The organism is Coprococcus sp. OM04-5BH, from assembly GCF_003482105.1.
Classification (GTDB): domain Bacteria; phylum Bacillota; class Clostridia; order Lachnospirales; family Lachnospiraceae; genus Coprococcus.
This window is the reverse complement of sequence record NZ_QULM01000001.1, coordinates 1-21,357: the sequence shown is the minus strand read 5'-3', so window position 1 is coordinate 21,357 and position 21,357 is coordinate 1. Positions and strand designations below refer to the sequence as shown.

The window sequence follows — 21,357 nt, the reverse complement described above, 5'->3', positions numbered from 1 at the left end:
GAAATATTTGGTACATAACATATAGGAAGGTGAAGAGAGAAAAATATGCAAGATGATTGGACAGAAGAGTTTTATAATGAGATAAATCCTGAAAAAAGGCTTGAGATATTAAAGAAAAATACGCCTGACCAAAAGACTGGAACAGATTTGTTCAGGGACAGACTCTGGGTTGCCAGATATGGGAAGAGGAAGCCTAAAAATGATGCATTTGTCAAGTGCCTTATGGAGATGAAATATGTTGCCGAGGGTGGTGCCATAGACATAGGCGGGGCCAGAAAAAAACAGGCAATAAATGTTATTACGGAACTGTGTCTTTTCGAAGCGGACAAGAGAAGCGTGGAAGAGCAGGATATTTTGGTAAATGAGATAAAAAATGCTTTTCTCAAGTTTATAGATGTAAGCAGAAATGGCAGAGGCTTTACCTCTATAGTATTTGGAATGGGACAGTTGTCGGATGAGAGTGTCACAAAAAAAATTGCAGAACAGATAAGTGCCATTGCTTTTACGGCACCTCATATGCTTCATATGGATAAAGAATTTGCGTTGTTACAGAAAGCTGCCCTTATTGCATTCCGACAGGAATATCCAAACAGGGAGCATTTTCTGAAAAAATAAAGCCGGAGGGATATATACCGGGGAAATCAGCTAAAAAACATTGGAATAATATATTCAGTTAAATGGATGGCGATAATCGGTGGATGTCGATATAAGTTGTGGGATGTATAAATATTTGCTATAATTGTGCAAATATGTTGATTGAAAGTGAGTCGCGGGTGAACAGAGATACTGAGCTGCTTGCATACCAATAATTGCGTTGTCGGCAAATGCCTTTAAGGACGACGTTGACAAGTGGCTTGAGGCGAGAATGAACGGGCATATGTCAAAGCCTATTGATATGGCAGAGCTGACTGCAGGTCTCGCGAAGATAAAGAAAAAAGCCTGACGTTCAGTCGGGCTTTTCCAGTTGTGTTTTTGGTTTCAGAAAGGAGATATTATGTGTGCGTATGTTGAATTTAAGGATGTAAAGAAGGTGTACAAAACCGGTGAGGTGGAGATACATGCTCTTCGTGACGTGAATTTTGAGATTGAAAAGGGGGAGTTCTGTGTGATCGTCGGTGCTTCCGGTGCCGGAAAGACCACTATACTGAATATCCTTGGCGGAATGGATACCTTGACCAGCGGAAGCGTAAAGCTTGCAGGTGAGGAGATATCCAGGCTTAACAAGAGACAGCTTACAGCCTACAGACGTTATGATGTGGGCTTTGTATTCCAGTTTTATAATCTGGTGCAGAACCTTACAGCCCTTGAGAATGTGGAGCTTGCGGGACAAATCTGTAGAGAGCCTCTCGATGCGGCTACTGTACTTAAGCAGGTGGGGCTAGAGGATCGTATGGCAAATTTCCCTGCCCAACTGTCGGGCGGAGAGCAGCAGAGAGTTGCCATAGCAAGGGCTCTGGCGAAGAATCCGAAGCTTCTCTTATGTGATGAGCCAACAGGAGCTCTTGACTACAATACAGGTAAGGCAGTACTCAAACTACTTCAGGATACCTGCCGTAACACCGGCACTACAGTTATAGTCATAACACATAATCAGGCTCTTACTGCCATGGCGGACAGGGTTATAACTGTGAAGAGTGGTACTGTTGAGAAGGTCATAAAAAACGAAAATATTATGAATGTTGAAGATCTTGAATGGTAGGTGTTTTATGAAATCAATGATGAGACGCACGACATTTCGTGAGATAAAAAATACATTTGGAAGATTTGCGGCTATAATGGCTATTATTGCTCTGGGCGTGGGTTTCTTCTCGGGACTTAAGATGACCAAGCCGGACATGGTAAATACTGTATCGGATTTCCTCAGCACATCGGATTTTTACGATCTGCACCTTATGTCCACACTGGGATTTACTGATGATGATGTGGAAGTATTTGCAGGGGAGGATGATGTGAAAGCTGCCGAGGGTGTGTATTCATTTGACCTGTTGTACTCGGGCTTTGACGAAAACGAGAAGGTCTTAAAGACCATGTCCCTGCCGGAGGATGTGAACAAGCTTCAGCTGGTTGACGGTCGTATGCCGGAGAGTAATGACGAGTGTGTTATGGACGCCAAGATATCGGACGTGTCCATAGGGGACACAATCAAAGTGTCTAAGGAGAACAGTGACACATACTACGACGCCATGAAGGAGAAGGAGCTTAAAGTAGTTGGAACCGTCAATACTCCGTTATATATTAACTTCGAGAGGGGAACCACATCTATCGGAAGCGGTAAGCTCTTAGGCTTCGTTTATGTTATGGCGGACAACATAGAGAGCGACTATTACACAGATGTATATGTGAGGTTTAATGAGGATTATGACCTGTACTCTGATGAGTACAAGGATTACATGGATGAGAAGAATGACGCATGGGATGAGATATGCAAGGATCAGGTGACTAAGAGGTACAGGGAGCTCATGGTTGCTGCCGGTATGCCGGCGGATGCGGTCGGGGACGTGACCATAGATGACGTTAACGATGTGGACTATTATGTTCTTGACAGGAATACCAATGTGGGCTATGTGTGCTTCGAGAGTGACTCAGGTATTGTGGATGGTGTATCAAGAGTATTTCCGGTGTTTTTCATACTTGTTGCGGTTCTTGTGTGCATGACCACCATGAACAGAATGGTGGAGGAGCAGCGATCCATGATAGGAATGTTCAAGGCTCTGGGTTATGGTGAGGCAACTATCATGGGCAAATACATGATTTATTCAGGAACTGCTGCGGTGATCGGCTGTGTTGGTGGATACCTCATAGGTACCTATGTGTTCCCTGAGGTTATCTGGTATGCCTACCACCTTATGTATATAAATATTCCGCTCATAAGAGTTGTTGACTGGAAGCTGATCTGTATTGTGCTGGCGGCGTCACTTCTCTGTACCATCGGAACCACCTGGCTGTCCTGCCGGTATGAGCTTGCCGAAACGGCAGCAGGACTTATGAGACCAAAGGCTCCGAAGCCGGGGAAGAGAGTTTTGTTGGAGCGTATTCCATTTATATGGAAGCGTATGAAGTTCCTTAAGAAGGTTTCTGTGAGAAATATCTTCAGATACAAGAAGCGTTTCTTCATGATGATAATAGGTATAAGCGGCTGTACGGCACTGCTCCTTACGGGCTTTGGTCTTAAGGACTCCATAACGGGATTTGCCGATACCCAGTTTGGGGAGATACAGGTGGCAGACGGTACCATAAGCTTTAATACAGGCAATATGACCGGAGGTGCAGATACTGCGAGACTGGATGAATTGCTTGGCGATTATGTTGAAGAATATGATATAGTCAGTGAAATGAGCTGGGATCTTGTTGAGGATTCAGGAATAAAATCCGTGAATATGATAATCATGGAGGATCCGGCACATATATCAAGATATGTGAAGTTTAAGGATCATAAGGGGAGAGAGATAGATTACCCGGGAAAAGGCGAGGCAGTCATAAACAATGCCCTGGCAGAACAGTATGGTATCAAGACCGGTGATGAGATAACTGTGAGAAACAGTGACATGAAGGAGATAAGGGTCAAGGTATCGGGGATATTTAACAATCACGTATACAACTATGTGTTCATTTCTCCGGATACCTACGAGGAGCAGATGGGAGGTGCTCCGGAATATAAGACGGTGTATTTCAATCTAAAGGACGGCATTGATGCCCATCAGGCGGCAGCAGACCTTATGGAGGACAGCAGTATCCTGTCTGTAACTGTAAATAATGACATGAAGGAAAGAATTTCAAATATGATGAAGAGTATGAATTATATCGTCATTGTGGTCATTCTTTCGGCTGGTGCCCTGGCATTTATCGTTCTCTATAACCTTACAAATATCAACATTACCGAAAGGATCAGAGAGATCGCGACCATTAAGGTGCTGGGCTTTTTCAAAAATGAAACCTCTGCATATGTATTCCGGGAAAATCGTGTCCTTACGGCATTTGGAATTGTCTTCGGACTTATACTTGGAGTGTTTCTCCACAGATTTGTTATGTCCCAGATAAAGGTTGACATGGTTTCCTTTGATGTGTATGTGGCACCACTTAGCTATGTATATAGCATCGTGCTGACATTTGTATTTAACTTCCTGGTAAATCTCATTATGTCGGCAAAGCTTGAAAATATAAATATGGCTGAGTCGTTGAAATCAGTGGAGTAAAGAACTGAGACTATAAACTCAAATAAAAATGTAGAACTTTGGGGAATTATGTTGTATTCTATCTTAGTTAAGAGTAAGCACGCTGACATTTTGTGAGCCGCGCTATGAGCTGTGTCAGCTATCACCAGATGGAAAAATTTTTGATGGCTGATGTTCAAGGAAAATGGAGGATAAAAATGAACTTTCTGGAAGAGAGAATTTTGAAGGACGGAATTGTTAAAGAGGGAAATGTACTTAAGGTTGACAGTTTTCTTAATCATCAGATGGACATTCGCCTTTTTGACCGGATCGGAGAAGAATTTAAGAAGAGATTTGAAGGAACCGAGATAAATAAGATCCTTACAATAGAGGCATCAGGAATAGGTATTGCCTGCGTTGCAGCGAGACATTTTGACGTGCCGGTTATATTTGCCAAGAAATCAAAGAGTATAAACATAGAGGGCGATGTGTATGTGGCAGAGGTTGAGTCATTTACCCATAAGTGCAAGAATCAGGTTATAGTATCCAAGAAATTCTTAAATCCCGGGGATAAGGTTCTTATAATAGATGATTTCCTTGCAAATGGCTGTGCCCTTCAGGGACTTATCTCTATCGTAAAGTCCGCAGGTGCCAGCGTTGAGGGAATTGGAATTGTCATAGAAAAAGGCTTCCAGACCGGCGGTCAGATAATCCGTAATCTTGGATATCATCTTGAATCACTTGCAATTGTTGACAGTATGAATTCTGAAACAGGCGAGATAGAGTTCCGTCCACAGTAGATAATTACAAGAGTGTGTCAAGATTTATATGAAACCTTGACACATAGCATCAGCCATTTGCCGAAGGCAAATTTTAATGGGCGATGTACATGCAGCGAGGATAAAATTATGACGATCAAGGATTTAAAAATAGGTGAGACAGCCACGATCATAGAGGTCGGTGGCAATGGAGCACTACGCCAGCACTTTCTGGACATGGGACTGATTCAGGGGACGGAAGTGACTGTAGTAAAATATGCTCCTATGGGAGATCCCGTTGAATTAAGAATTCATGGGTATGAGCTAACGATCAGATTAGAGGATGCAGGAAAGATACAGGTGGGAGCTGTTCACCAGACAGTTTTATCACCAAGACCTGCAATAGATAAGGCAGACATTCCTCATCCGGGTCTTGGTGAGGGCGGCAAGTATCATTCTAAGGATGATGAGAATCCGCTTCCCGATGATGTGACGCTGACATTTGCACTGGTGGGAAATCAGAATTGTGGCAAGACAACGTTATTTAACCAATTAACAGGTTCTAATCAACATGTGGGAAATTTCCCGGGCGTGACAGTGGATCGTAAAGATGGAGAGATAAAGGGATACAGCAATACATGTATTACGGATCTGCCGGGAATATACTCAATGTCGCCTTACAGCAGTGAGGAGATTGTGACCAGGGAGTTTCTCCTGCAGGATAAGCCCAAGGGAATTATTAACATAGTGGACGCTACTAATATAGAGCGTAACCTCTATCTGACTATGCAGCTTATGGAACTTAATATTCCTATGGTAGTTGCACTTAACATGATGGATGAAATGAGGGTGAACGGCGGCTCCGTATTGGTAAACGAATTGGAAGCTTTTCTTGGGGTTCCTGTTATTCCGATTTCTGCAGCAAAAGGAGAAGGAATTGAGGAGCTGGTGAGTCACGCCATCCATGTTGCCAAGTACCAGGAAGGCCCTCAGGTTGTGGATTTCTGTTCTGCGAATGGAACGAAGCAGGAGAGTGCGGTACACAGATGTATTCATGCGATAATGCATCTTATAGAAGATCATGCCAACGAGGCTGGGATACCGGTTCGATTTGCGGCGGGTAAACTTGCCGAGAATGATAAACTTGTTCTGGACAAGCTTTCTCTTAGTCAGAATGAGAAGGAGACTCTTGAACATATTAACCTCCAGATGGAAGAAGAAAGTGGGATGGACCGGGCAGCGGCCATTGCAAGTATGAGATTCTCATATATAAAAAGAGCATGCCAGCAGACGGTTATAAGACCACATGAGAGTAGAGAACGTGCCAGAAGCCGCAGAATAGATAAGATCTTAACGGGAAAATATACTGGAATACCGACGTTTATCGCTATAATGGGGCTGGTATTCTGGCTTACATTTAATGTCATAGGAGCTTTTTTACAATCTTTGCTGGAGCAGGGGATAGATGCACTTACAGAGCTTACAGATAAAGGTCTGACAGCTATAAAGGTAAACAGTGTGCTTCATTCCCTTATTATAGATGGAATATTCACAGGTGTGGGCAGTGTACTGAGCTTTCTGCCTATTATAGTTACCTTGTTTTTCTTTCTGTCCATGCTTGAAGATAGTGGATATATGGCAAGAGTGGCATTTATTATGGACAAGCTTCTCAGAAAGATTGGTTTGTCCGGAAGAAGTATAGTCCCTATGTTGATCGGGTTTGGCTGTACTGTTCCGGGAGTTATGGCATCCCGTACATTATCTTCTGAACGTGACAGAAAGATGACCATACTTCTTACACCATTTATGAGCTGCTCGGCAAAACTTCCGATATATGCCTTTTTTGCATCTGCCTTTTTTCCGGGTAGAGGAGCAATAGTTATGATTGCGTTGTATTTCTTCGGAATTATAATGGGGATTTTGATGGCTTTACTTATGAAAGGAACTATGTTCAAGGGTGAACCTGTGCCATTTGTAATGGAACTTCCTAATTATCGTATGCCGGGAGCGAAGAATGTGGCACAGCTGCTTTGGGAAAAAGCAAAAGACTTTCTTCAGAGAGCATTTACGGTGATATTTGTTGCAACTATTGTAATATGGTTCTTACAGAGTTTCAGCATCAGACTGGATCTTGTTACTGATTCACAGGACAGTATACTTGCAATGGTTGCCGGTTTTATTGCTCCAATATTCAAACCCCTTGGATTTGGAGACTGGAGAATATCAACTTCGCTTATAACAGGATTTATGGCTAAGGAAAGCGTTGTGTCCACACTTAACGTCCTGTTTGGTTCAACAGAAAAATTGCTTGCAGTGCTGACTCCTGTAGGTGCAGCATCTCTGCTGGTATTCTGTCTGTTATACACACCTTGCGTTGCTGCCGTGGCATCAGTAAAGCGTGAGCTGGGCGGCAGATTGGCAGCCGGTATGGTTGTATGGCAATGCCTGATAGCCTGGGTAGCGGCATTTGCTGTGTATATGATAGCCGGATTGTTTTAACGTAGTATAAATAAAAGTGTCAAAGGACATATAAAGGCAGGAAAGCACGCCGTCACTTCGTGATCTGTGTTAATAAATAATGAGGAGAAATATTATGAGTAAAGATAATACAAATAAAAAACAGGCCTCCATGGATAATATTTACAGATTAGACGGAAGAGTCCCTGTGGGAAAAGCCATACCTTTTGGCTTGCAGCATATACTTGCCATGTTCGTTGCCAATATCGCACCGATCATCATTGTGGCAGGTGCCTGCGGCATGAGTGCCCAGGAAAGTGCCAGGCTTATACAGAGTGCCATGATCATTGCGGGAATTGGTTCTCTTATACAGATGTTCCCATTATGGAGAGTAGGATCGGGACTTCCTATTGTAATGGGTATAAGCTTTACATTTGTGTCGGTGTTCTGTTATCTGGGACCGGTTTACGGATATAATGTCATAATGGGTGCTGTCCTTGTGGGTGGTATCATAGAGGGTGTACTGGGTCTGCTGGCAAAATATTGGGTTAAGCTTATTACCCCGGTTGTTGCGGCAAGTGTTGTTACCGCAATAGGATTTTCACTGTTGTCAGTTGGTGCGGCTTCCTTTGGCGGTGGCAGCGGCAGTGATAATTTCGGTTCAGTAGAGAACTGGATACTTGGTGTTGTGACACTTATGTGTTGTCTGGTGTTCCATATATTTGCGAAGTCATACTGGAAGCAGTTATCGGTTTTGTTTGGACTGATTGTCGGTTACATAGTTGCGGTGTGCATGGGAATTGTTGATTTCTCTGCGTTAAAGGATACCTCCATCATTGCACTTCCGCAGATCATGCCGTTTAAGCCGGAATTTAATGCAAATGCAATCCTCTCAGTTACCTTGATATTCCTGGTTTCTGCAACGGAGACCATCGGTGACACATCAGCGTTGGCGGTGTCAGGTCTTGGCAGGGATGTTACGGAAAAGGAGACATCGGGTTCTATTGCCTGTGATGGATTTGTCAGTGCATTGTCATCGGTGTTCGGATGTCTTCCTATAACATCCTTCAGCCAGAATGTAGGTCTTGTTGCTATGACCAAGGTTGTAAACAGATTTACTATCGCTACCGGGGCAATCATTATGATTCTTGCCGGAATATTCCCTGTATTTGGTGCGGTTCTTGCTACTCTTCCGGATGCGGTTCTTGGTGGATGTACCATCATGATGTTCGGTACTATCGTGGTGAGCGGAATACAAATGCTTGGAAGATGTGGATATACCCAGAGAAATATTACTATTACAGCGCTTTCGCTTAGTATAGGTCTTGGGTTTACTCAGGTGCCGGAGATATTCGCAATATTCCCTAAGATCATTCAGACAGTATTCGCTGAAAATTGCGTGGCAGTGGTATTCATAGTTGCTATCATATTAAACCTTGTACTTCCAAAGAACATGGAGGCAGACGGAGGAACGGCAGAAGCAGAAGGATAAGAATAAATATAGGAATAATAAATAGGCAGGCGGGGTACGAGAGCCGGAAGCTGGCTGTGCCCTGGAAAATTAAAAAGGAAAAAGGTGAGTAGAATTTCTACTCACCTTTTCTTTTTTCTACATAAATTCCTACATGGAATTAAGCTAAAAAATTCAGATATGGATTTTATTTAGTCGGCGCGACAGGATTCGAACTTGCGACCTCCACGTCCCGAACGTGGCGCTCTACCAAACTGAGCCACGCGCCGTAACCACACCTTGATAGTATATGATTTTTTAATAAAAATTTCAAGCTATTTATTAACAAAGAAAATAAATTATCAATATTCCGGTTCATGCATTGGCCTTATCTCATATATGTTGTTCTGTAGCCATGATTTTCACTTGGACGAAGGTCATTTGGATACATAGTATCAGAATAGATTGCTTCCTGATATTCCTTTACCAGGCGGAAGATCTTTTCGTAATCGGCAATATTCTCAATATTCATTCCATGGAAATGACCGTTTTCTGAGTGAGATGATGTAGTTGAAATATGGCTGCAGGTTGTAATTACGTCGCCGGTGCGGAACAGCTTGTCAAATATTCCCTGCCTTACAGAAACATGTGACAGATCTGTAAAAGGCTTCATCTCAGTTGTTGTGGTAAATATTCCTGACTTTATGTATATACCTCTGTCTGTAATAAGGTATTCGGTATGCTTTGCCTTGAGTCCGGCAGTTAATACGCCGGCAATGTAGATCCATACAGGAGCCAGATGGATAATGAAAAATACCAGTATGGATTTTGCTCCTGTTCCAAATGAACCGCCATAGCTTAAAAATGATGAAATAAATTGCATGTCGAAGGCAAACCAAATTAACGCAAAAATCAACAATGGATTAAATATCGCCTCAAATACAGAGACTCTTTTATCTTTCTTTCCCTGCCATACAATGGTTTCATTTACACCAATTTCATCTCTTAATGTCATAAAATAAATCCCCCTTTTATTTTGGTTTTGTACTGCTATACAATCCTTCGGTTACTTTTTACCTTTGCTCAAATGTCGGATAAATAGTTACTAAAATATTTAAATGACGGATGAACATTTGCCAAAGCGTCTATATTCCGGATAGATAGTCACTAAAACCTGAATATGCCTTAATTCTATCATATACAGTATATGACATTCAATGTTTTAATTGCTGTCATCAGATAATGTTTAATGAGCTGATCTGCAACCTTATATTAAGGCAATGTATCAATATAAAACTTTTAGACGTTTTTTCAACACCATGATTATTAGGGGAATTGCCTGCGACAGACCATTTCTTGAGTGGCGTGATAATGCGTTGTATAAATTCTCACCGAGACTTACAAAGGAGCATACATACAACGGAGCATACATACAACGGGGCGGTGTATGGCTTAAGGATTGATTGCAGTGAGATCGTAAACAGACAGCTTAACATTATAGGTGCAAATGTCTACCACAGAAGTGATATGGAGGAGGCAGCAGAGCTTTTATCAGACAGTGCCTATAATTTTGAAACAGTCATCACCAATGAGTTTTTGCCGGAGGAGTGCAAGGAAGCATTTGCCCTTTTAAATTCCGGAGACAAGAATGCAGAAAAGGTTGTGTTTATATTTGCATAGCCGACGCTAAGGAAAAGGATATAACAAAAAAACTGTGGAGCCGGAGGAAAGCCTGCAATAGAAGGATCGCTGTATGGAATGGAAATGAAAAAAGCATGAGAGTATGGAGGGAGGTCCATAGGCTCATGCTTTTTGATATTAGTGTTAAATGTGCAAATGCAGCTTGGTGGTTACTGTAATAAGCTTGGGTCAGGCTTTATAAATTCCACATCTCCGAATACCTTCTGCTTCTCTGCGATTACATCCTTCACAATGTTTTTGCTGTTGTAATCATTATTATGGTAGTATTCGGCAAGTGTTCCGTTTTCTATTGGAACATACACTAAATTTACATAACCTGAAATCTCAGAGCTTATTCCGGAAGGAGAGCTGCTGTCAACATTCGATGTATCGCAGAAACCTGCCGCTATACCGAAATCTTCAAACTGCCAGCCTATGTATACCAGTTCAAGTGAAATGCCATAATCGGTGCTTTCCGGGTGGATAAAGTCATTTACCAGAGTGTGAGCATCAAGTGTTTCGGAGAAATAAGTCACATAATTTGGAGAACCAAATTCCGCAGCCAACATATCTAACAGTAAGTATTCTTCACATATGTCACTGTGATCTTTTTCCAGAGCTGCAAAATCATCATCAGATATTCTGAAAGTGGTATTGCTGAGGTAACTATCTGCCAGGTACCATTTCATATTATCAAGAGCCTCGCTTACGGTTCCGTCATCAGCGTCTATCTCCAGGCTTGGATAATCAAGGCTGTCAGTAAAGAAAGAATATGCGTAGGCGTTATCGTTTAAACAGTCAGCAAGGGGAATGTTTCCCGAAGCATGATATGGGATATTGTTTAAAGTGTCTGTGGTAAATGGAAGTGCCTCTCCGTAAAGTGTAGCACCCTCTGGGAGCTCCAGATATTCTGCGTCTGACAGTTCGTGGGCTATGATCCATGGACAGTCCTTGAAATCAATATTTGCAGTATCATTGTCATCTGAGTTGTCGGAGCTTTCATCACTTCCCGAACCGGCATCGTCAGAACTGTTATTCTTTGTTGTGGTGTTGTCATCTCCGGAAGATTTGCTTCCCTCATCCTTTGATGATCCGCAGCCTGCCGCTGACATGAGAGCCATGGCAAGAGTAAGTCCAAGTGCTGTAGTTTTTAGTAAGTTTTTCTTCATATTCGTCCTCCTGTTATTGACACGGCTCACGAAGTGATGGCGTGTTTTCATTTTTCATGTGTCGTTCGACACTAATACTCTTATATTATACAGACGAAGCAGAAAAAGAAAATGTTGGGGTTGAACAAAAATTTTCGGGATTTTTTTGAAAGTTTTTGTTCGGGAGGGTATTAGGTCAATTTCGATTTGGAGTTCTATAGAGAAATTTGACATAAGTATAATAAGATGTTAGTATATATCAAAAGAGGTGCTACCGATAGGCGGTTAGCCCTGATATATCAAGTAAAGTAATCGCTCAGTCGGTCAGGACAGTGGGCGATTATTTTTTTGCCTTATCATTGCTCCGAGAACCAATGGTATAACCAAGAGCAAAGCAAGCAATGCACAAGCTGATAATGGCTATAAAAAGTTCCGTTGTGAGCATAAGCACGACCTCCTCTTTAGATTTCCATAAATGGATTTCTATGTAAACGCAAGCTAAGACTCTTGCGGAGAAGGACTAATCGCCTACCGCGTAGGGTAGCACCACACATATTATGTCAAACGCATGTTCGATAATCAAGCATAATGCGCATATTTATGCAATTTAATAATTTTTTTTATTTGTTTATGTTGACAGGACAATGTTGTCTTTGCAATACAAATAAAAACTCAGATTTAATCATGGGGAATATCATGAAAACGTCCGTCGAGCTCTTCAGTTTTCACTATATTTATAAATGCGTGCTCGTCTATCTGTCTGATTATAGGCACCAGTTCCCTCTTGGCGTCAGAATTTATAACTGAATAAATAAGGGTCTTTTCCTTTTTCTCGTAGCAGCCGGTGCCCTTGAACAGGGTGGCGTCGTGGTTGGTCAGATCCCTGATGGCATGGTAGATCTCATTTGACTTGTCCGAAATAATGAACAAGGTCTCCTTCTTGTACCGTTTGTACATGAGCTGTATTACCTGAGTGCTGCAGAACTGGTAAATGATGGAGTACAGGGCACTGGACCATCCAAACAGGGCTCCTGCGATCACAAGCATTACAACATTTCCCATGAGAATGTAGTTCCAGGCGTCAATCCCCTTTTGATGGGCTAAATATATGCTGATGAAATCCGTACCGCCGGTGCTGGTCCCCACATTTAAGCACAGGCTGATGGCAATTCCGTTGATAAGCCCGCCGAACAGACTTATGAGCATGATGTCATTTGTAAATACATATCCAGGCAGCACATCAACAAATATACTTGACAGCAATATGACTATTATGGAATAAATGGTGAAACGCTTGCCGATGTATTTGTAGGCAATGTATGTTGGGAACAGGTTCAAACCTATGTTGAACACTGCAAATGGTATGCTCACATGAAGAAACTCTGTGCCGATATTCTGTAACAGCAGGGAGGCACCTGAGAAACCGCTTGGAAATAATCCTGCATTTTTCGTGAAACACCGCAGGTTCCATGCATACAGGATAGATGCAAATATTACTATAAAAAGGCGGAAAAACTGATAAAACTTCGGATGCTTTGACTCTAAAGATCTAAACATATGCTATACCTCCTATAACTTGAAATCAGCCCATGGACGAGGTACGGCATAACACACATGATTATGCGGTACCCCGATCTAAAAGAGCTTGCCTGTATTATACCACAAGCAGAGGGAGGCGAAACAGGTGGAATGTTATTATTGTTTGATATCTATCTGATATTGTTCTATAAATATCTCACGAGCTCATTGATGATCGGTGCGTAGTGCTCACCCTGGAGACCATAGTCTTTTTCTTTATAATTCCATGCGGCACGACCGATACCGTACTTCTCGAATACAGAGTGGATATCCTTGTACCAGTTAAGAGTGCCGTTAAGAGGAGCTCTGTCGATGACTCCATACTCGCCACAGTACATAAAGCCGTTTCTTTCTTCAACTGCCTTGATTCCATCAAGAAACATTGCTTCAAAAAATTCCGGACCGAGAGTGTGAAGCCCAAGGCTTTCATCAGCAAATGCTCCGTTAATACATCCTGGTATTTTTTTGGATTCTGTAACATATTTGTTCCAGTCACCGGGATATTCAATGTGAAAATCTTCCGGCATTCCATCTACCCAGTAAGCAGATTGATGGGTGAACAGCATTGGCTCGTAGCAGTGAAAATTGTATACAATGTTCTCGTCATCTGTATGAGGGAGGTGCTTTATCGTGGTGACAGCATTGTAGCACACTCCGCCCAGAAGTATTTTTGCGTTCGGGGCTTTTGACCGGATAATATTTATACAGTTGGAAGAGATATCATTCCATTCGTTTATAACATCAGGGCTTACAACTTCATTTAATGGCTCAAACATGATGATGTCGGAGTCTTTTGCATATCGGGTTATTAACTTTTCCCATATTTTATAGAATCTTTTCTGGAGAGCTTCGTCATAGAAGAAATTAATAGATTCTGCAGGCTTGTCAAATACGTAGCCGTATGTCTTATGCAGGTCAAGAACCACATTGAGACCATGCTTTCTGCACCATTTGATGCATGAATCAATGTAGAAGTATCCATTTTCTTTGTCACTTCCATCTTCGTTTTCAAAATTATCATAATCAATTGGAAGACGAACGTGATCAAGACCCCAGGATGCTATCTTGATGATATCTTTTTCTGTGATAAATGTGTCAAGATGTTCCTTTTCGAGCGAACCCTGTGACAGCCAGCCGCCCAGGTTTATACCTTTTTTAAATCCGTATAATGTTTTCATAATTAATAACCTCCTGATTAATATATTATACTTATTTGCATGTTTGTTAGTAATTGACGGTAACATTTTCAGTGATTATATGATAGCATTTATGCCAAAATATTAATATCTCTAATGTGTCATTTATATAATAATTGTGATATACTAATATAATCGGTGCAATGTATGAAAAAATAAATAGAAAAAAATAAATATCAGAAGTGTTAAATGAGGTAGCATATGCAACGAAGAAACAAAGGTATTACAGGAAAAGGTGGCAGATCATGAATATATCGGACGAGATAGCAAAAAAACAGTTTATTCAGAGAGAATACGGTCTGGCGCATCCTACCTATGACAGAGAACTTGATTTTTACCGGCTTGTATGCAGTGGTGATGTGAAAACTCTGACCGGTATGCTGCTTGCGGGTGAAGAAGATGATGTAACTCTTAAATCGCGGGGGATATTGTCGGAGGACAAAGTTCGCAACAGAAGATATCATGAGATAGTCCTTGTAGCAATGATATCCAGATTCTGTATAGAAGAGGGTATGGAGGAGATGGAAAGCTACAATCTCAGTGATTTCTACATTAACAGACTTGACAAAGCACAAACCCAACAGCAGATAACAGATGTACATAATCAGGTGATTATGGATTATGCTAAACGTATGAGACATGTAAAAAATAAGAAGGTTATATCACTTCATTGTGTAAGGACGATGGATTATGTGTATGATCATCTCCATGAAAAAATAGAAATTTCTGAAATAGCAGAATATGTGGGTGTGGAAAGATCATATCTGAGCAGATTATTTCGCAAGGAAGTGGGACAGACTCTTTCTGATTATGTTATGGACAAAAAGCTTCAGGCGGCAAAGAACATGTTATTGTGTTCGGACTTTTCCTGTATGGAGATATCCCAGTATCTTGCATTTGCCTCCAACAGTTACTTTATAAAATGTTTCCGGGAGAAATTTGGAAGTACGCCGGGGGCATATAGAAAGGAAAATTACCGAAAGCACTGGAAGAAGTCATGGAGATAGCGGACGGCGAGACAAGGTTAAGTATGGATTAAATAGTCAAGAAATGCTGTCAATGGTAGCAGAATCTGAACATAGGTACAGGAAGTAGAAAGTAGGGAAAGAGGCATTAATGTTTTATATACATATGAATGGCACTATTACAGAGATACTATTGTATTTCGTTGCATTTGTAATGCCGGTGATCTTGACCATATGGAATATTTATAATTGCTGTTCTTCAAAGCCCAAAAAGGAAAAGACGGTATCGTGTCTGACAATTTTTATGGGTGGAATATTATATTTTTTTCTATATGCGATACAGTTTAATACAGCGGGAGACTGGTATGAACAGGTAAATACCATGGAGAACCACTATAGTATCTCATCCGAATATGCCTGGGCTGTTGGGGCGCTTATCCTGTTAAGTTTTGTGGGGTATTTTATACTCTTATTCATAGAAGCGTCAAAAATACCGCCACTAATTTCCGTAATGTCGGTTGCAATGTTGGCGCTGCTCAATATTTTCCAGATCGTGTATGCCATACAAATTGCCAGAAATGTCAGCGGATTGGACTTGTATTTGTATGTTTACTATGCAAATATTCTTATATTATCGGCTTCTGTGATACGAAAGCAGATAATTCAGCAGGTTGATATCGCTGCAAATAAAAAACTGGATGGAAATGAGCATAGGATATTTCAATGGATGTATTCCAGGATGACCAGTTTTTCTAAGTATTCAATGCTGGTCTTTATTTGCATGTTTTTTATTGTTGCTGTGTTTGAAATCATATTTGTATTGGTTGGACAGGGCATTGACGCACCCATAAAGGCATTTACAGATACAGCTGATTGGACATTTTCAAAGCAAGTGCCGCCACCACCGGTAGATTACGAGGGTCATTATCTTTGTACAGTTGCAGCAGGTGGCCACAGGAAAGTAGTCAGACCTTTGCGTCTGGGCACTCGCCGGGGAAAGACGATCATCGTGAACCGGCAGCTCTGCATTGCAAATGCATTTGAAGAGGTTATTCAGGAAAAATTCCCAAGATTCCATAAAAGTATTCGCTATTTTTATGATACATATGGATATCCTGTTTCAAGACATATCACCAGCCCGGTTAAAGCGGATATTGTTTACATATTGATGAAGCCCCTTGAATGGGCGTTTCTTATATTCTTATACTTGGTGGATCTGCACCCGGAGGAAAGGATAGGCAGGCAGTATAAGAGGGGATAGGTGAGACCAATAAATGGCATTCTGGGCAAAACAAGGAGAAATAGAACAATGATAAAAATCCTATTCATCTGCTATGGCAACATCTGTCGTTCCCCTATGGCGGAATACATATTAAAGGACATGATCGAGAAGCGTAATCTCATATCTCAATTCGAGATCGCCTCGGCGGCCACGTCAACGGAGGAAATCTGGGGCGGTAAGGGCAATCCTATATATCCGCCGGCGAAGGAAGAATTAAGGCGGCATGGCATTGGTAAGACAAGCTATACAGACTTCTCAGGGAAGAGGGCAAGGCAGGTGACTGCTGCAGATTATGAATATTACGATTATATTTTGTGCGCAGATGCAGATAATATAAGAAGCACCATCAGAATAACAGGTCCTGACCGGGCAGGTAAAATAAAGCTCTTGCTGGACTATGCCGGAAGACCTGGGCAGAGCATAGCAGATCCTTGGTATACCGGAGATTTCCGAACAACATATCAGGATATTGTTGAAGGTTGTGAGGGCTTGTTGCGACATCTTGGTATTGAGTAAAGCCTGAGATCAAAATGCTCACATGTAAAAAGAAAGTCTTACACCAGCAATAGAGCGTAAAAAGCCAAATAAAAGTGCAAGTAAAATGTAAGATGCAAAAACATAAGTCAGAGAACATAATCTGGAAAATATAAGATAGAAAAAACTCAATTTGTTAAACAAATAATCGAAAGGTGGCATAAAGAACAAGAAAATGCAGTTGAAGATAATATTGCTTCTGGCAGCATTCGCAATCTGCGTATTCCCGGTGGGGTGTGGCAGCAAGGAAAGCATCGACAGAGACAAAACAGCAGTGAGCCAGATAGAAGACAGCGAAACCGGGAATGATAAAAGCAACGGTGACTTAAGGGATAACGAAAACGCTGCTGACACAGACAATAATTCCGGTGCTGAACAATCGACCGGCAACTGGTCAGAAGAGGCAGACAATTCGCAGCAGGATACTACAGATAAAGAGAAAGGTGATACGGAAGAAACGATGATCTATGTGGCATTGGGGGATTCACTGACTCACGGGTATGGGTTGGCGGACAAGCAGAAGGACAGATTTTCGGCGGTTATAGCCCACAAGCTCAGGACGGATGGCTATATGTGTTCGGAGTTCAACTACGGTGTGGATGGGCTGACCAGTGATGGGCTTCTTGAGATGTTGAATGCGGGGCAGTGCTCCATGACCAGCAGGGCTGATCTCATTACCATTGATATCGGGGCAAATGATGTTCTTCACACGGCGGCCATGCTGGCGGCATACGCCCTGTATGATATGGCGGCACCGGAGGACGAGTACGAGAGCATACAGACTGAGTTGGATAACAGCCTGGACCAGTACCGGAGCAATTTCGAGACACTTATAGATAATATTAAAAGGGAAAATCCAGATGCCAGGATCATTTGCACCACAATATATAATCCCTACAAAAATCTTGACATGACAATACAGGTGCCGGACGGAGAGGTGTCGTTAAGCGAATACACCGACACGGTGGTCACAAGGCTCAATAATGTCATGAAGGAGGTTGCGGCAGATAAGGGGATAGAAGTGGCCGACAGCTACACGGCATTTGAACTGACAAATAAAACCGTGCTCAATGCCAAAAATGATGCCACAGGCACCAATATGGACATACATCCCAATAAGGATGGATATGCCCTCATGGCGGAGGCATTCTATCAGGTGATAAAAAGCAAATAGAATACAAGTTATGACCGATAAGATTAAAAATTGCAAATAATATGAATATATGGAATTTTCTCTAAAGTTGAAATAATTAAAAAAATATAGTATACTGTCACAGAAATGCATGGTATATAAAGGCTGTGCATAGAAAAATCCAACAGATAGGGTCATATTTGATAGTGCTTATTTTAGTATGGGTTGAGGTTCCACAGGATATGCCAAGTTTTCTATGAGAATCAGGCATGTGGCACCAGGTTCTGCCAACGGCATTTTTTATGATCTGACATAGTGGAGGTAGTAGTATATGGAATTGTTTTTAGGAAGACCTGAGAACACCGAGGGCAGACTGCCCAGAGAGGTCAGGGTCTATGACTTCCTTGACGAACATGGGATTGAATATATGAGAACAGACCATGCGCCGGCGGACACCATGGAGGTTTGCTACGAGATCGATTCGGTGCTCAATGCCACCATTTGCAAAAACCTGTTTTTATGCAACAGGCAGAAGACCCAGTTCTATCTTTTGATGATGCCCGGGGACAAGCCTTTTAAGACAAAGGAGATCACATCACAGATCGGCAGTGCAAGACTTTCATTTGCGTCACCTGAGGACATGGAGAAGTATCTGGATATTAAGCCGGGGGCCGTGAGTATCATGGGACTTATGAATGACAAGGACAATGTTGTGCAGCTTCTGGTGGATGAAGATGTGATGAAGGAGGAGTACCTGGGATGTCACCCTTGCGTAAGTACTTCGAGCCTTAAAATAAAGACCGCCGATGTGTTTGGACCATACCTGAAGGCAGTGGGACATGACATGATAAAGGTGAAATTAACAGGAGAGGCATAAGCCTATTGGAATAATATGGATTTAAGAGTGATTTTTGAGGGCGGACACACAAAGGAACGTAACCGTGCTGCATATAAAAAACTTGCAAATGTCGAGCTTGAGCTCACTGCAAATGACATGTATCGTGCCCTTATAACCGGTGACAGCATGAGACCTATTCTCAGGGAGAATCGTGACGTGGCGATAGTTGACAGCGTCAGGGGAGTACTTTCTCCAAATGATGTGGTGCTGTACAAGCGTCCGGATGGGCAGTATGTACTTCACAGGATACTTAATACCTATGGAAATTATTACGTTACCTGCGGTGACAATAGGTGGAAGCGGGAGAAGATACCATTTGACTGGGCGATAGGCGTCATGAAGGGGTTCTATAATGATGACGAGTACATAGATGTGACAGACAAAGCCTACCAGCGGTATTCAAAACTCTGGTGCAGGATATATCCCCTTAGAGCTGCCTGGCTGTGGCTGCGACATTTCTTCCAGTTCGTGAAAGAATTGGCAATATCACTTACTGTCAGATACGACAGATTTATAAGGAAAGTCCGCAGATGGTGGATCCGCCACAAGAGATTTTAGGCAGATAGCAAGTGCGGCAAATGTAATAATTTAATTGAATTATAATTTAAACAAGACAGCGTCATGCAAAGGAGATACCTAACCTTAGCATGACGCTTTTCATGTAACGATGTCTATGACATCAATAAAATCCTGTTTAAAAGACCTGATCTGTGTTATAGTTTTCATAGATGACAGAGAAAACCACTGATATTTCGTGGCTTTCTTGCGGCGTGACCGAAATAAACATAAAGAGAGAATTTGCAATGGGTGAAAATAAAAACAGAATTACTTCAAGTAAAGACAAGACCGGTTCAAAAAATAAATTCAATACTGAAAAAAAACAAGTTAAGGGCAATAAAATTTCCGGAAATAATGACCATAAACAGCAGGGCAGCAGACCGGCAAAAACCAAGGCACAAAAAAGCGACAAATGTCCGGTCTTCGGCAAATGTGGCGGTTGTCAGTACCTTGATATTCCATACGAGAAGCAGCTGGAAATGAAGCAGAAGAATATGGAGAAGCTGCTGTCTTCATTTGGCTATGTGGATCAAATCATAGGCATGGAACAGCCGTATTTCTACAGGAATAAGATAAATGTCTCTTTTAGGCGTTTAAAGAACGGGGAGATAATAGCCGGAATTTACGAGGAGGGTACCCACAACGTACTGCGTACCGACACCTGCATGATCCAGGACAAGCGGGCTGCAAATATAATACAGACAGCGGCGGCACTGATAAAATCCTTCAAACTGCAATTATATAATGAAGACACAGGAACAGGGCTTATCAGACATATGCAGATAAGAACAGGATTTGCCACGGGACAGATTTTGGTGATAATCGTCACCTCAAGACCGGAATTCCCATCAAAGAAAAACTTCTCGAAGGTGTTTGTGGAGAAATGTCCGGAGATAACCACTATAGTCCAGAACATTAACCCAAAGAAGACAACGATGGTTCTGGGAGACAGGAACCAGACTATATATGGAAAGGGCTTCATTGAGGATATATTGTGTGGCAACAGATTTCGCATATCTCCGGGAAGCTTCTATCAGATAAATCCGATCCAGACGGAGGTGCTCTACAATAAAGCCATCAAGTATGCGGATCTCAAGAAGAAGGAAACGGTGCTGGATGCTTACTGCGGCATAGGAACTATCGGAATATCCATGGCGTCAAGGGCTAAGAAGGTCATTGGCGTTGAGTTGTCAACGGCAGCCATCAGGGACGCAAATAAAAATGCCCAGATAAATAAAATAGACAATATTGACTTTTATAATAATGACGCCGGAGTGTTCATGGAGGAGCTGGCTGAAGCTGGTGAAACCATAGATGTTGTGTGCATGGATCCACCAAGGTCAGGCAGTAATGAGGTGTTCCTTTCATCCCTCGTTACCCTTTCTCCAAGAAAGGTTGTATATGTGTCCTGCGGTCCGGAGAGCCTTGCCAAAGATCTCAAGTATCTCACAACTCATGGCTACAAGGTGATAAAAATGACTCCGGTGGATTTATTCCCGATGACCGAGCATACAGAAATGGTCTGCTTACTGTCGCGTAAAGTCCTAGTTTAAGTGGACTAGAGGGCTTT

18 protein-coding genes and 1 tRNA gene are annotated in these 21,357 nt (G+C 42.0%); 14 read left to right on the top strand and 5 right to left on the bottom strand.

All coding sequences use genetic code 11. From position 1 onward, the window contains the following. The first annotated feature begins 45 nt into the window (after positions 1-45). From DXB54_RS00100 to DXB54_RS00070, 6 genes are all read left to right on the top strand, one after another. Positions 46-615: a DUF6553 family protein gene (locus tag DXB54_RS00100; protein WP_021938688.1), complete on the top strand. Its 570-nt coding sequence runs from the start codon at positions 46-48 to the stop codon at positions 613-615. Positions 616-994: 379 nt separating this feature from the next. Continuing rightward, positions 995-1,699 carry an ABC transporter ATP-binding protein gene (locus DXB54_RS00090; RefSeq protein ID WP_021938687.1) on the top strand — a complete coding sequence of 235 codons (705 nt, stop codon included), beginning with the start codon at positions 995-997 and terminating at the stop codon, positions 1,697-1,699. Between the two features lie 7 nt (positions 1,700-1,706). Further along, the gene (locus DXB54_RS00085; RefSeq protein ID WP_199708714.1) at positions 1,707-4,193 is read left to right on the top strand and encodes an ABC transporter permease; all 2,487 of its coding nucleotides are present in this window, start codon (positions 1,707-1,709) and stop codon (positions 4,191-4,193) included. 176 nt (positions 4,194-4,369) lie between these two features. Further along, positions 4,370-4,951, top strand: coding sequence for a xanthine phosphoribosyltransferase (locus tag DXB54_RS00080; protein WP_118693890.1), 582 nt, complete (start codon positions 4,370-4,372; stop codon positions 4,949-4,951). Positions 4,952-5,059: 108 nt separating this feature from the next. Beyond that, complete coding sequence (gene feoB, locus DXB54_RS00075; protein WP_118693889.1) at positions 5,060-7,408, top strand: ferrous iron transport protein B; 2,349 nt, start codon at positions 5,060-5,062, stop codon at positions 7,406-7,408. Between the two features lie 94 nt (positions 7,409-7,502). Next, positions 7,503-8,858 carry a uracil-xanthine permease family protein gene (locus DXB54_RS00070; RefSeq protein WP_243104715.1) on the top strand — a complete coding sequence of 452 codons (1,356 nt, stop codon included), beginning with the start codon at positions 7,503-7,505 and terminating at the stop codon, positions 8,856-8,858. Between the two features lie 174 nt (positions 8,859-9,032). Here the strand turns inward: DXB54_RS00070 and DXB54_RS00065 are convergent. After that, a tRNA-Pro gene (locus DXB54_RS00065) sits at positions 9,033-9,106 on the bottom strand. 98 nt (positions 9,107-9,204) lie between these two features. Beyond that, positions 9,205-9,831, bottom strand: coding sequence for a PH domain-containing protein (locus DXB54_RS00060; RefSeq protein ID WP_118693887.1), 627 nt, complete (start codon positions 9,829-9,831; stop codon positions 9,205-9,207). A gap of 356 nt (positions 9,832-10,187) precedes the next feature. On the opposite strand from DXB54_RS00060, the gene DXB54_RS00055 reads away from it, so the two are divergent. After that, positions 10,188-10,496 (top strand): hypothetical protein, encoded by a 309-nt coding sequence (locus DXB54_RS00055; RefSeq protein WP_199708713.1) that lies wholly within the window; start codon positions 10,188-10,190, stop codon positions 10,494-10,496. A 170-nt stretch (positions 10,497-10,666) separates the two neighbouring features. On the opposite strand, the gene DXB54_RS00050 is transcribed toward DXB54_RS00055, so the two are convergent. From DXB54_RS00050 to DXB54_RS00040, 3 genes are all read right to left on the bottom strand, one after another. Beyond that, positions 10,667-11,665, bottom strand: coding sequence for a hypothetical protein (locus DXB54_RS00050; protein WP_118693885.1), 999 nt, complete (start codon positions 11,663-11,665; stop codon positions 10,667-10,669). Positions 11,666-12,322: 657 nt separating this feature from the next. Next, entirely contained in the window at positions 12,323-13,201 is an 879-nt protein-coding gene (locus DXB54_RS00045) for a YitT family protein (protein ID WP_118693884.1), read from the bottom strand. A 167-nt stretch (positions 13,202-13,368) separates the two neighbouring features. Next, positions 13,369-14,400, bottom strand: a complete 1,032-nt coding sequence (locus DXB54_RS00040; protein ID WP_118693883.1) for a glycoside hydrolase family 5 protein — start codon at positions 14,398-14,400, stop codon at positions 13,369-13,371. 263 nt (positions 14,401-14,663) lie between these two features. On the opposite strand from DXB54_RS00040, the gene DXB54_RS00035 reads away from it, so the two are divergent. The 7 genes from DXB54_RS00035 to rlmD all read left to right on the top strand — a co-directional run bounded on the left by DXB54_RS00035 (position 14,664) and on the right by rlmD (position 21,340). Next, positions 14,664-15,425: a helix-turn-helix transcriptional regulator gene (locus DXB54_RS00035; protein WP_118693882.1), complete on the top strand. Its 762-nt coding sequence runs from the start codon at positions 14,664-14,666 to the stop codon at positions 15,423-15,425. Between the two features lie 109 nt (positions 15,426-15,534). Beyond that, positions 15,535-16,644, top strand: a complete 1,110-nt coding sequence (locus DXB54_RS00030) for a DUF6688 domain-containing protein (RefSeq protein ID WP_118693881.1) — start codon at positions 15,535-15,537, stop codon at positions 16,642-16,644. 48 nt (positions 16,645-16,692) lie between these two features. Then, positions 16,693-17,181, top strand: coding sequence for a low molecular weight protein-tyrosine-phosphatase (locus DXB54_RS00025; protein WP_118693880.1), 489 nt, complete (start codon positions 16,693-16,695; stop codon positions 17,179-17,181). A 199-nt stretch (positions 17,182-17,380) separates the two neighbouring features. Next, positions 17,381-18,373 carry an SGNH/GDSL hydrolase family protein gene (locus DXB54_RS00020; RefSeq protein ID WP_158578127.1) on the top strand — a complete coding sequence of 331 codons (993 nt, stop codon included), beginning with the start codon at positions 17,381-17,383 and terminating at the stop codon, positions 18,371-18,373. Between the two features lie 289 nt (positions 18,374-18,662). Then, on the top strand, positions 18,663-19,208 hold the full coding sequence (locus DXB54_RS00015; RefSeq protein ID WP_021938673.1) for a prolyl-tRNA synthetase associated domain-containing protein: 546 nt from the start codon (positions 18,663-18,665) through the stop codon (positions 19,206-19,208). 15 nt (positions 19,209-19,223) lie between these two features. Then, positions 19,224-19,787, top strand: a complete 564-nt coding sequence (locus DXB54_RS00010) for a S24/S26 family peptidase (RefSeq protein ID WP_118693878.1) — start codon at positions 19,224-19,226, stop codon at positions 19,785-19,787. A 245-nt stretch (positions 19,788-20,032) separates the two neighbouring features. Next, positions 20,033-21,340, top strand: a complete 1,308-nt coding sequence (rlmD, locus tag DXB54_RS00005; RefSeq protein ID WP_118693877.1) for a 23S rRNA (uracil(1939)-C(5))-methyltransferase RlmD — start codon at positions 20,033-20,035, stop codon at positions 21,338-21,340. Positions 21,341-21,357: the final 17 nt, after the last annotated feature.

Excerpts from the sequence above, each read along its gene's own strand:
- DXB54_RS00025 (WP_118693880.1), top strand. The coding sequence starts at position 16,693 with ATGATAAAAATCCTATTCATCTGCTATGGCAACATCTGTCGTTCCCCT.
- feoB (WP_118693889.1), top strand. The coding sequence starts at position 5,060 with ATGACGATCAAGGATTTAAAAATAGGTGAGACAGCCACGATCATAGAG.
- DXB54_RS00080 (WP_118693890.1), top strand. The coding sequence starts at position 4,370 with ATGAACTTTCTGGAAGAGAGAATTTTGAAGGACGGAATTGTTAAAGAG.
- DXB54_RS00015 (WP_021938673.1), top strand. The coding sequence starts at position 18,663 with ATGGAATTGTTTTTAGGAAGACCTGAGAACACCGAGGGCAGACTGCCC.
- DXB54_RS00010 (WP_118693878.1), top strand. The coding sequence starts at position 19,224 with ATGGATTTAAGAGTGATTTTTGAGGGCGGACACACAAAGGAACGTAAC.
- DXB54_RS00045 (WP_118693884.1), bottom strand. The coding sequence starts at position 13,201 with ATGTTTAGATCTTTAGAGTCAAAGCATCCGAAGTTTTATCAGTTTTTC.
- rlmD (WP_118693877.1), top strand. The coding sequence starts at position 20,033 with ATGGGTGAAAATAAAAACAGAATTACTTCAAGTAAAGACAAGACCGGT.
- DXB54_RS00100 (WP_021938688.1), top strand. The coding sequence starts at position 46 with ATGCAAGATGATTGGACAGAAGAGTTTTATAATGAGATAAATCCTGAA.
- DXB54_RS00060 (WP_118693887.1), bottom strand. The coding sequence starts at position 9,831 with ATGACATTAAGAGATGAAATTGGTGTAAATGAAACCATTGTATGGCAG.
- DXB54_RS00040 (WP_118693883.1), bottom strand. The coding sequence starts at position 14,400 with ATGAAAACATTATACGGATTTAAAAAAGGTATAAACCTGGGCGGCTGG.
- DXB54_RS00085 (WP_199708714.1), top strand. The coding sequence starts at position 1,707 with ATGAAATCAATGATGAGACGCACGACATTTCGTGAGATAAAAAATACA.
- DXB54_RS00090 (WP_021938687.1), top strand. The coding sequence starts at position 995 with ATGTGTGCGTATGTTGAATTTAAGGATGTAAAGAAGGTGTACAAAACC.
- DXB54_RS00035 (WP_118693882.1), top strand. The coding sequence starts at position 14,664 with ATGAATATATCGGACGAGATAGCAAAAAAACAGTTTATTCAGAGAGAA.
- DXB54_RS00055 (WP_199708713.1), top strand. The coding sequence starts at position 10,188 with ATGCGTTGTATAAATTCTCACCGAGACTTACAAAGGAGCATACATACA.
- DXB54_RS00070 (WP_243104715.1), top strand. The coding sequence starts at position 7,503 with ATGAGTAAAGATAATACAAATAAAAAACAGGCCTCCATGGATAATATT.
- DXB54_RS00030 (WP_118693881.1), top strand. The coding sequence starts at position 15,535 with ATGTTTTATATACATATGAATGGCACTATTACAGAGATACTATTGTAT.
- DXB54_RS00050 (WP_118693885.1), bottom strand. The coding sequence starts at position 11,665 with ATGAAGAAAAACTTACTAAAAACTACAGCACTTGGACTTACTCTTGCC.